This window comes from Peribacillus sp. NPDC101481 (assembly GCF_044767165.1).
In the GTDB taxonomy this organism is placed as follows: Bacteria; Bacillota; Bacilli; order Bacillales; family DSM-1321; genus Peribacillus.
In genome coordinates this window covers 34,606-46,039 of sequence record NZ_JBIWNJ010000006.1, presented here as the reverse complement: position 1 = coordinate 46,039, position 11,434 = coordinate 34,606, and the positions used below count along the sequence as shown (strand labels likewise).

Below are 11,434 nucleotides of genomic sequence, written 5' to 3'. Positions count from 1 at the left end.
CACAGTAAACTGCGGGAAGCCTTTTGATTTTCCCAACGAAAGATCAGCTTAATTCCACTTTAGTAATTTCAGATAAATAATCCCCACTTAAAATCGAGCCTTCGTCTGCAACAACATATTCAATAACAGTCGGGCTTATGGTTCGAATATAAACAAAGGCCGAATCATCCACATGCTCAATTCGAAGCTTTTTCCTCTGTGCCTGCTTAATATCAAGCTGGTTGGTACTAGCTTCCGGCAGGCTTGTGTAATAAATTTCAAAATCTTCTTCTGACGCATCAATGAAAAGATGCCATTTTTTATACTCTTCTTCTTGATCAATCATTGTTTTTAATTTACCTTTTCTCCCGATGCCAAGAAAATACTTGAACTTTGATTCACCATTCACCATATCGCGGTCAATAACTTTTATACTTCCGCCTTTTCTGCTTTGTACAAGTCCAAAGGCAACGCCCGTTTTTCCTGTAGGAGCGGTTAATATATCTCGGTTAATCACTCTGTTTCTCTCTTCTTGCTTTAAATAAGCGCCTTCTGTCCCCAGTGGCGGGAGAATCTCAAAAAGATCAATAGATACTTCTCCCCAGTTTTGAGTGCTCTGCACTTCCCTTTCAATCCATTTATTAAATAGATTCATGACGACCGGGGATTTACTTGAATTACCCGCAAGCAGGATATTCACTTTATTAATTCTACTGTGTTCTGACCGGGCAAAAGCGCGCCTTAATGACTCAAAGAAATTTTTAATGCCTTTTTCAATTCTTTCCTCAATCAGTTGTTCCATTTCATCTTGATCGATCAAAAGTTCCACATTGAGTTTTGCGTGACCCGCTTTGTCAAACAAGTCAGCCCGGATCATGCCTTTTCCAAACTGTTCTTCATACCGTTCATGCCTTTCCCAAAGCGGCCTTAATTTTTCTACCAATTGTTTCGTATTTAAATAGGATTCTTGTGACTCATTTATCAGCGTTTCACTTCCGGGAAATTTCACACATTCTGCTGGGAGAGTAAAAGGAATGTTTAGCTCACGCATTGTTCTTTGGTTGTTTTTAAACACTTGGAACGCCAAAAGCTCTAGCATGTTCTCCCCACCTAAATAACGGTCCCCTCCCGCTGCAAAATGCTCGATGACATAATCATACCTGCTTTCTTTCAAGCCCGCTTCACGCCAAATCCCAAAATCAAAATCTGTCGTTCCTCCACCAAAATCAAACACGCCATAGTATGTTTTTTCATCCTCTTCAGGTTCAAACCCGTATTCCTGTAACGCACAAACGGCATAGGCAGCAGGTTCACTCGCCCCAGCGGTGACACGAAACTTTTTCATTAATTCTTCATCCTGCTGAATCGGCATAGGAAGCGTCTTTTTTAACCCACGCTCAAAGCACTTCAGAATTTTTTCCCTTACCTCTTTTTCATACGTCACCGGGAAAGATAAGGTGTAGTCCAGGTAAATTCCATTGTTCTGGTTATTGATATACAAACCGAGGTAGTAGGCATATAATTCAATTGGATTGATTTCCTGATCGGTTAAGTCCAAAAAGGAACGCAGTACAACGGCATACCCCCTCTTGTCCTTTAATCGGAGTTCGTTATTCTTTTCTCCAGCCCACTGCTTTAAATTATTCAATATAGAATAATAATGGTCACTCTTTCCATTCATCAAGTTGTTAAGGGCATTGTGGGAAACTGTCACATCCTGCCACCTTGTATCCGGTCTTCCTTCTTTTTCTTGATAAAGCTCCAGGAAATGTTCTAAATCGATAAATTCGATCACGGTTGGATTTTCATAATGCCAGTCTTGTACTTCCGTGTTAAGGTAGCCAATCCCTATACGCATGGGAAGAGTAAAATCACTTTCTTCTTGATGGACGACCACTGTACTTTTCGTTCCAAAGTCAATACCAACTATGCCGTCCTCCCTGATATCCATTTTAGGGTTTCTGGCCATTATTTCTTCGTTCAGTTTTATCGTTAAAGGTTTTTCAGCAGAGTGGACAGGCCATAAATCCCAATGTCCCCGGTTTGGATCTGTTAACATCTTTTCATCATATGTATCAATATCAGCTCTTACTTTTTCAGAGTTTAAAAGCTTCTCATAAAAAGTGTTGGAATCGATAGCGATCGATGGCAATTCTTCAAGAAAACTTTCCTGATCTAAACCCTTTAATTGATACAATTCCAGCAAATAATCATACTCCTTCTGGCGTTCTGCGCTTAATCCGCTTGGAACTAATCGGTTTTCCAGCCAGAGATGGAGAGCCTTTCGGTCATTGATTTCAAAGGCATTTTCCCCATTTAAACGGAAAACGGGAACGAAAAATCCCTTTCCCAGCAAATTGTTTTTTTGATTTACTACATCGTAGCTTTGAATGTCGTACCCGTTGGATTTAAACGCTATCGATTTAGAAGAGTTAGCCGTTTGATTGGCAAATATCCTTGAAATGGAAGGATTTTTACTCGCGGAATAATCGTCTAAAGCTAGTATTCTCTTATATACAGGGTGATCGGTTGTATTGAAACTTTTCACAGCCTCTTCCCGTGTCATGACATCACCATTAAAACCGGAAACGTCCAGATGCTTTTTGTAGTCAAAATCCTCTTCCACTAATTCATAGTATTTTCTATAAGGAAATAAAGCTGCGATGTTGTGATCATATATAATATTCCCGTTATTCATGTAAACCCATCTGGAACGGAGCATCTTTTTAATGTCTTGAAAGAAGCTCGCTTCATCCTTGAAGAGGGTTTCTTCTGCACTCTGATATAAATGGCTGATTAAAGATTTCAATTCTTTATAAGTCATTGAAATGGCAGAGACCGGAACGGTTTGGGAATCAGGTGAGAATAGAACCTGCTCTTCGTTCTTATTCATTAAGTATATGGAACTGTCTATGTTGTTTTTTTCAGCTAAGCTTGTTACGTTCTCATGCGGCTCTTTATCTTCTATCGTTTCTTGTTTTTCAACTTCTTTTAATAATTCTTCTGAAATTGCATCACCAGAATCCAAATAACATATCAGATCACCAATCTTGACTATAGTGTCCTCCGCTACATTCAATTCTTTAAGGGTTCCTTCCTTTTCTGAAAAGAGGTCAAATTCGATGCCCTCACAGCTGAATTTGGCTAAGCTTTCGCCAACCGTAATATAATCGCCTGGCTGTTTATACCATTGCATAAGAAGGATTTTTTCAATGCCTTCTTCAATCTCTGGGATAATAATCGATGTCATTGTATTTCTCCTTTAATATCATTCTCTTTTTCGCCTGCTAGATTCTCACAACCGATTTTTTTATGGTTTTACCATTAATGCTTATATAACCCGGCAGCAGGATGTCCGTAATGTTCCCTGATATTTTGCTATTGAGGGCCCTTATGTACAAGTCTTCCCTGAAGACCTCATTCATTTTCACTTGCTGTATTTTATATAAAGGGGTATCGTATGTTTTACCGTATTCTTGAAAGAAATACATAAAAAGGGCGAGCAAAATCTCTCTTTCCTGCTCTCTTCCTTCCATAATCTCGTTTTTAATAAAATCCCACAAAGATGAAATGTTTTCATATTGCACACCACAAACAATGAATTCCTGCACCGACCCGCCCTTGAAAATTCCTTTTAACGAACTTTTAGTGGTTTCGGATAATTGTTGAACAGCTTCGTAAAGTTCTTCCGCTTCCCGATAGTCAGCTCTTCTCTTTTGCAATTCAGTATAATAGGCTTCCATTTTCACATTTAGATGGGTAATCTTTATTTGGTACTCACTAATTTCCGCTTTCTTCGACTCAATCTCTTGTTGGAGTCTTGCTATTTCTTTTTCTTTTCCTCTCAGCAGCTCCTTATATTCCCCCATTTGACTCAACGAGGCCGCTTCAGCTATTGCTTTTATCTTTTCAATGACCCTTTCGTCTTGAAGGGAAACCATTAATGACTCAATAAAACCATCATCTAACTCTTTATTCATCTCTTCACTCCTTTCAAAGTGTTAACCAAACCTATTCGCTCTGTATATGTATGAAAAGGTTTTTTGGCCATAGAAAAATCCCCTCCCAGATAGACTGTTAGGAGAATACAACCATAACTTATATTCCAAGAAAGCAGTAGTGAGATTACTTATTTTCAAAAATGCGTATATACCGTATTAATGAAGTATTGATAATATGATGCTTACTATCACTTTTCACAATAAAATACTCACAGTGCTCCATCCTTTTCAAGACTTCTTGTAAAACATCCTCTTTTTTACTGCTCAATCCTTTTTTTATTTTCTCCCACTTAACATCAGCGTCAAGAGTATAACAAACATTGAATTCCTTTAACAGGTTAATCTTCCCCTTAAATGCTTTAGTTTCTTTATCTGTTTTTATTGTTAATATCTAATCCGAATTCAATAATCAACAGTATTAAATCATGTGATTTTTCCTCAATCCGATATACTGTCTCCATAGTTCTACTTAATAATATTCGTTATGATCATATTGTTTAAGTGGGTTGAAATAACTAGGGTTAAACCTGCTTACTGGATAAGAAAAGGCCACCCATCAATAAACTGTGGGAGGACTTCAACTTTAAAGACATTCACATGTTAGATGAGCACCGATGATTACACATGCTCCCCATCCTATACAAACGCGAACAAAAAAAGCCCTTCTCGTTTGAGATGGCCTCTAGTTATGCTGTTTCAGCGCAATCATTTAACTTTTAAATCGCATTGCTTGATGCTAGTGGATTCTTGATTGTTCGCATACATGTTTGTATGGGAGCTTAAACAAATTATCCATAACAGCAGTAACACAATCCTCGCAATAATAATTGACGAACTCTCTACCTTGTTCAAAAAGTGGTGTCATCGTATCTATGTCAGCCCATTTAAAACAGTAAATACACATTTGCCTCATGATATATCACTCCTTTTTCATGCAGAAATAATTGGTAATAATCAAAAGAAGAATATGTGCTACCTGTCGACATCATTCATGAAACGCTACTCTTTCTTCGTAAGTAACCCAGACCATTAATAGGCACAGCATAGAAATAAACCGCTATCATTTATATACCACTTTACCTGAATATTAAACCACCCCAAAAACATTATTCGTTGCCGTCGATCTTTTCACCAAGATTCTTTCTCTTTTGGTGGAATTTCACCCAGGATTAAAATTTGCGTTTACTCCGTTTCCTGATTGGAAATAACATAATAAATCTTTTAACTATAAACAGAGTAGGAGTGATATTTTTGAAAAGGCATTCCAAAAAAATCAAACATAAAGCAAAAACTACTTTGAATAAAATAAAGACTAATATTAAGGAAACATTATTTGATATCTCAGACATTCGAGCAACATCTGTACAGCAATTGGCTGATTTTATACAACATCACCCTGATACAAAAGTCACCAAGAAACAAATGCTTGGAATTTCCTATGCCTTCTATAGTTTAGAAACAGAAGGGTATCATTATTATTTAGAAACCAACAAATCCAAAATTTTGCAGTTGGATGGGTATTATAAGAATAAAAAAATGGTATCTTATCGATCATATAGGGATTATTATCAATTAAATACACCATTTAAATTTCCCATCTAAAATTTTGAGTCTAAGTTATTTAAAGGCTTGTACAATTTGAACATTGTTTTACCTCTCAAGAAACTCACTTTCCTCGCAGGAGTCTCACACCAGTTCCAATCAACTTTGTTTTAACATTTAAATGGTCCCCTTTTGTTACATAAAAAAAGAGCTGCCAAAGCAGCTCTCTTTTTGAAGCAAGGTACCTTCTCCAATTCATGAACGGTCATTGAAAAATGCTTGTCTCTTTTGTCTCTTTCCATCACTGCCAGTTTGTGTGAAAGACCCCTGCTAAATCACGTCGCTCATAGGTATGTGCCCCAAAATAATCACGTTGTGCTTGCAGTAGGTTAGCATTTGAAATGCCTGTACGATAACTATCGTAATAAGTAAGTGAAGAGCCTAAACATGGAAACGAGATGCCAGAATTTATTCCCTCGCAGACAACCTTTCGCAATCCTGCCTGGTAATTTGCAACCTTTTCAGCGAAATATGGTGAAATCAATAAATTGGCCAGATTCGGCTGCTCTTGATAGGCTTCGCTAATGACATTTAAAAATTCTGCCCGAATGATGCAGCCGCCGCGGAAAATAAGCGCAATATCCTTTAAAGGCAAGTCCCAGCCGTTAAGTTCAGAACTCATTTTATATTGAGTGAAACCCTGCGCGTATGCACAAACCTTCCCCATATATAATGCTTGCCTAATATAGTCAATCCACTCATTTTTATCTAATTGTTGCTGAACGTTCTCAGGCCCTGTTAGAATGTTTTCTGCATGAACCCGTTCTTCTTTTAAAGCGGAAATGTAGCGAGCAAACAAAGACTCGGTAATAATCGATGCTGGTATTCCGTTATCAATTGCTTGCATACTGGTCCATTTCCCTGTGCCTTTTTGTCCTGCCTTATCAAGAATCACATCGATCAAGGGTAAGCCCGTTACTTCATCTTTCTTCCTTAAAATTTCCGCTGTGATTTCGATTAAATAACTTTTCAGTTCGCCTTCATTCCATGTTTCAAAGATGTCAGCAATTTCATTAACCTCTAAATGCAATTTTTCTCTTAAAAAAGTATAAGCTTCGGCGATTAATTGCATATCTGCATACTCAATCCCGTTATGTACCATTTTCACAAAATGACCTGCCCCTTTTGGACCGATATAGGTACAGCAAGGAGCATCATTTACTTTGGCTGCGATTTTTGTCAGGATTGGAGCTACTTTTTCATAGGCCTCCTTATCTCCGCCTGGCATGATTGAAGGTCCTTTTAACGCACCGACTTCCCCACCGGAAATACCAATTCCTACATAACTGAATCCTTTAGATTTCAATTCATCATATCTGCGTTCAGTATCTTCGTAATGGGAGTTACCGCCGTCCATGATAATATCGCCTGATTCGAGATGAGGAAGTAATGAAGTGATCACCGAGTCGATCGGTTTACCCGCAGTCACCATTAGAAAAATCTTTCTCGGTGTTTCCAGTGACTGAACAAAGTCTTGGATCTCGTAATATGGATGAATCGACTGCCCGTCCAATTCAGCAACAAGCTGATCCGTTAAATCTCTTGTGTAGTTATAGACAGCCACTTGTTCCCCTTTACTAGCCATATTTAAAGCGATATTACTGCCCATTACCCCTAAACCAATGACACCAATTGTATTGTACATTTTATTTCTGCTCCTTCTATGTAAGAATAATAGGCAGTAAATCCCTGCCATAAGTGGGGGATTTACTGCCGGGAAAGGCTTATACAAATAAGCTTAGTAATAGAATAAATCCTAATCCAGCTACTGAAATAATTGTCTCAAGCAAAGTCCACGTTGCAAATGTTTCTTTCATGCTTAAACCAAAATACTCTTTAAACATCCAGAAACCAGCATCGTTAACGTGTGAAGCGATTAAACTTCCCGCTCCTGTCGCAAGTACAACTAGAGCAAGGTTAACGTCCGTCTGACCTAACATCGGAATAACTAAACCAGCTGTCGTTAAGGCTGCAACGGTAGCAGATCCCAATGAAATACGCAGGATTGCCGCGATGATCCAGGCAAGCAAGATTGGTGATAATGATGTTCCTTTGAATAATTCAGCTACATAGTCACCTACACCGCCGTCGATCAATACTTGTTTGAAGGCTCCGCCGCCCCCAATGATCAAGAGCATCATTCCGATATGCAGAATCGCTGATGTACAGGATTCCATAATATCTTTCATAGGAATCTTTCTTGCTAACCCCATTGAATAGACCGCAAATAATAAGGAAAGTAACATGGAAGTACCTGCTTCACCAATGAAACGGATAGCTGCCAGTAAACCATTATCTTCAAATCCGATTGTTTTTTGCATCAAAGTGATAATCGTAGCAATTGACATTAATATAACCGGAAGTAAAGCGGTAAATACACTGATTCCAAATCCAGGTGTATCTTCAAGTTTAAAAGATTTTTGTTCTCCTAAAGAGGCAATGCTGCCTGTTTTCGTAAATGATTCAGGTACTAATCTTTTCGCTATTTTCGTAAATACTGGTCCAGCCAAAATAACGGTTGGAACCGCAATGATGAAGCCATAAAGTAAAACCTGGCCAATGTCTGCACCATATTCACCAGCAATAACGGTTGGTCCTGGGTGTGGCGGTAAGAAACCGTGTGTTACGGATAATGCCGCTACCATTGGAATACCAAGATACAATATCGAAACTTTTAATTCCCTTGAAATCGCAAAAACGATTGGAATCAATAATACTAAGCCCACTTCAAAAAATAAGGCGACACCGATAATAAATGACGCTGCCACGACAGCCCATTGAATATTCTTTTCCCCGAATTTTTTAACAAGGGTCATGGCAATGCGTTGCGCTCCGCCTGAATCTGCGATCAACTTACCCAACATCGCTCCAAGTCCAAAGATTAACGCTAAGTGGCCAAGTGTTCCGCCTAATCCAGCTTCAATGGTTTTGACAATTCCGTCAAGTGGCATCCCAAGTGCTAAAGCCACTCCAAACGATACAATGATTAAGGAAATAAAGGTGTTTAATTTTAAGCCCATTATTAAAATTAATAAGGCGACAATTCCTAAAGCGACAATAACTAATGGCATTGTAATCCCCCCATGTCTTTACTTTGCAGCATTTATTAAGTTTCTTTGATAATCCGCAATCTGTGTATACTCGTTTTCCAATACCCTTGATAGGTTAATGAAAATCGGCAGCAGCTGCCTATATTCTTTTACAGAATCGGCTATCGGTGTGTGCTTGTGGGTATTGCCTATCATTTCAGAAACTACTTCGAAGGAATCAATTTCCCCAGCGGCATATAACCCTAATATACAAGCACCAAGGCATGAACTTTCGTAGCTTTCTGGAACCACGACTTCCGATTCGAAGATATCGGACATCATTTGCCGCCAAACAGCCGACCTTGCGAAGCCTCCCGTAGCTTGAATTCGGGTCACGGGACCGTCCATGCATTCGGTTAAGGCTAAAAATACTGTGTATAAATTGTAAATGACTCCCTCTAGAGCCGCTCGAATCATATGTTCTTTCTTATGCGACAGTGTTAATCCGAAAAATGAACCCCGTACGTCCGGATTCCATAATGGTGCACGTTCACCTGCAAGATATGGATGGAATAACAATCCATCAGCGCCTGGTCTTACGCGTTCGGCAATCTTGGTCAAAACTTCATAAGCGTCGATTCCGAGTCTTTTAGCCGTTTCCACCTCAGAAGAAGCAAATTCATCGCGAATCCAGCGAAGGACCATCCCGCCATTGTTTACCGGCCCGCCAATCACCCAATGCTTTTCCGTTAAGGCATAGCAAAAGATTCTTCCTTTTTCGTCTGTTTTCGGCTCGTCAATAATCGTCCGAATCGCACCGCTCGTCCCAATCGTGACAGCGATTTCACCTTTACGGATAGCGTTTACACCTAGATTTGAAAGGACACCATCACTTGCCCCAATGACAAAAGAGGTTTCTGGATCAATCCCGATCTGTTTGGCTAAATCCGGGTCACAGTTATTAAAGATTTTTGTTGTTGGTACGAGTTCAGATAATTGATCACGCGTTATTCCAGCAATTCTTAGGGCTTCCTCATCCCAATCCAAATTTTTGAGATTCAACATGCCCATCGATGAAGCAAGGGAATAATCGACCACATATTGATCAAAGAACTTTTTAAAGATATATTCTTTAATCCCGATATATTTTTTAACATTGGTTGCGATCTCCGGGCGATCATTCACGATCCAGGTGATCTTGGATAATGGTGACATCGGGTGAATCGGTGTTCCGGTTCGTTTGTAAACTTCATGCCCATCTAATTCATCCTTTATTTTATGGGCCCAAGCTTCACTGCGATTATCTGCCCAAGTGATGCATGCGGTTAGCGGCTGGTCATTTTCATCCATAGCTATAACACTATGCATCGCACTGCTAAATGAAATGAATGTTGGTTTTTTATCTGGATGCTGCTTCGTTATATTTGAAAAGGCTTTCAGAACAGCCTGGAAAATCTCCTCAGGGTCTTGTTCCGCCGTTGTCATATCCGGTGTGTAAAGAGGATAGCCAATATTCTCTTGCTGGATGACATCGCCTTTTTTCGTGAATAGTACAGCTTTTGTACTTGTTGTACCGATGTCTACACCTAACATATAGCTAGTCATTTTCTTGTTCGACTCCTTTTGAAAGCATCTGTTGGGCCATCCATAAGTCTTCAACTTTCTCTTGAACATCATCAAAGTTTTCATGTAACGACTTAATCATGATGTCTCGATCTTTTGTTTTGATCGCATCAATATAAAGTTGATGATTATTTATGATCCGTGTAAAGTCTTCATACTTTTCTTTAAAACGACTGCGCATGGATAGAAGAATCAAACTTTCCATCACAGGTTTTAAATTATCCCAGATCATCAGGATGTAGGAATGATCGATAGATCGAATGATCGTTTCGTGGAACAGAACATCCTGATAGGAAAACTCATCCGCATCAAGGTATTTTATGGACACTTTCATCATTTCCAATATTTTACTAAGTTCCATTACCAATTCATTCGTGTTCATCCTTACTAAACGTTCAAATACAAACGTTTCGATGAGTATACGTACATCATAAATTTCTGAATACTTTTTTTCTGTTAAACCAATGACGACCGCACCCATTCTTTCTAATCGGATGATATTTTCAGAGGCCAGTATTTTTAACGCTTCACGAACTGGTGAGCGGCTTACACCAAAATCAGCAGCTAATTTATTTTCAGATAGGATGGCACCGCTTTCAATCATCCCCGAAATAATACGCATTCTAAGCTCGGATGTAACACGATCACCAGCTGAAGCTTTTGAAAGCCATTTTACAGGATAAAGAAATTCCTTTGATTCAGCCATATATTCACCTCTATTAGAGTTCAAGTACACTTGTATACAAGTATTATAATCTTAAAATAATTAGTAATGCAAGTTTTTTAAATTCAATTGGATTCTCGTTAATATAGTCAAGTTTATTGGGAGTTTAGAAGGTTCTGGGGCAAAAATAATGACGAACCACAGGGTGGTAATATCTGTTAATCAAGGGATTAAGCAGCTACTCTGAACAACTTATGAATGAATCCAACGTCATTTTGGGCAGACTTTGCCCGTTGATGAGGTTAGTACCCTATTAGAGATTGCACGTTACTTGTCCGGCTAGTATAGGTTGCTACTTGCGGGGGATCTAGCTGCCTTCCAGATAGCCCTCATTCACCTATAAAAAAAGCTATCACTGATAAACCTGCTTGCGTTTGTCTTCGGCCTTGCCTTGTTCTCTTTGACTTGCTTCTAGGTCTTGTTGTGATGTTCGAGCGAGCACAGGTCGCTACTCGCGGCGATTTAGCTGCCTTCAG

The 11,434-nt window shown here is 39.1% G+C and carries 7 protein-coding genes; 1 reads left to right on the top strand and 6 read right to left on the bottom strand.

Annotated features, from left to right (window positions below):
* Window positions 1–43 precede the first annotated feature (43 nt).
* Both ACIROD_RS24510 and ACIROD_RS24505 read right to left on the bottom strand, forming a co-directional pair.
* Window positions 44–3,229, bottom strand: a complete 3,186-nt coding sequence (locus tag ACIROD_RS24510) for a biotin/lipoyl-containing protein (RefSeq protein WP_402945190.1) — start codon at window positions 3,227–3,229, stop codon at window positions 44–46.
* 37 nt (window positions 3,230–3,266) lie between these two features.
* Window positions 3,267–3,959 (bottom strand): coiled-coil domain-containing protein, encoded by a 693-nt coding sequence (locus ACIROD_RS24505; protein ID WP_402945187.1) that lies wholly within the window; start codon window positions 3,957–3,959, stop codon window positions 3,267–3,269.
* Between the two features lie 1,272 nt (window positions 3,960–5,231).
* On the opposite strand from ACIROD_RS24505, the gene ACIROD_RS24500 reads away from it, so the two are divergent.
* Window positions 5,232–5,582: a hypothetical protein gene (locus ACIROD_RS24500; RefSeq protein WP_402945184.1), complete on the top strand. Its 351-nt coding sequence runs from the start codon at window positions 5,232–5,234 to the stop codon at window positions 5,580–5,582.
* A 241-nt stretch (window positions 5,583–5,823) separates the two neighbouring features.
* Here the strand turns inward: ACIROD_RS24500 and gnd are convergent, their stop codons facing one another.
* The 4 genes from gnd to ACIROD_RS24480 all read right to left on the bottom strand — a co-directional run bounded on the left by gnd (window position 5,824) and on the right by ACIROD_RS24480 (window position 10,940).
* Entirely contained in the window at window positions 5,824–7,227 is a 1,404-nt protein-coding gene (gene gnd, locus ACIROD_RS24495) for a decarboxylating NADP(+)-dependent phosphogluconate dehydrogenase (RefSeq protein ID WP_402945181.1), read from the bottom strand.
* 79 nt (window positions 7,228–7,306) lie between these two features.
* Entirely contained in the window at window positions 7,307–8,653 is a 1,347-nt protein-coding gene (locus ACIROD_RS24490) for a GntP family permease (protein ID WP_101225629.1), read from the bottom strand.
* 18 nt (window positions 8,654–8,671) lie between these two features.
* On the bottom strand, window positions 8,672–10,216 hold the full coding sequence (gene gntK, locus ACIROD_RS24485; RefSeq protein ID WP_101225628.1) for a gluconokinase: 1,545 nt from the start codon (window positions 10,214–10,216) through the stop codon (window positions 8,672–8,674).
* Complete coding sequence (locus tag ACIROD_RS24480) at window positions 10,209–10,940, bottom strand: GntR family transcriptional regulator (RefSeq protein ID WP_101225627.1); 732 nt, start codon at window positions 10,938–10,940, stop codon at window positions 10,209–10,211. The genes gntK and ACIROD_RS24480 overlap by 8 nt, the downstream gene beginning before the upstream one ends.
* Window positions 10,941–11,434 lie beyond the last annotated feature (494 nt).

Coding starts and splice junctions, on each gene's coding strand:
- gnd (WP_402945181.1), bottom strand. CDS start 7,227: ATGTACAATACAATTGGTGTCATTGGTTTAGGGGTAATGGGCAGTAAT.
- ACIROD_RS24505 (WP_402945187.1), bottom strand. CDS start 3,959: ATGAATAAAGAGTTAGATGATGGTTTTATTGAGTCATTAATGGTTTCC.
- ACIROD_RS24490 (WP_101225629.1), bottom strand. CDS start 8,653: ATGCCATTAGTTATTGTCGCTTTAGGAATTGTCGCCTTATTAATTTTA.
- ACIROD_RS24480 (WP_101225627.1), bottom strand. CDS start 10,940: ATGGCTGAATCAAAGGAATTTCTTTATCCTGTAAAATGGCTTTCAAAA.
- ACIROD_RS24510 (WP_402945190.1), bottom strand. CDS start 3,229: ATGACATCGATTATTATCCCAGAGATTGAAGAAGGCATTGAAAAAATC.
- gntK (WP_101225628.1), bottom strand. CDS start 10,216: ATGACTAGCTATATGTTAGGTGTAGACATCGGTACAACAAGTACAAAA.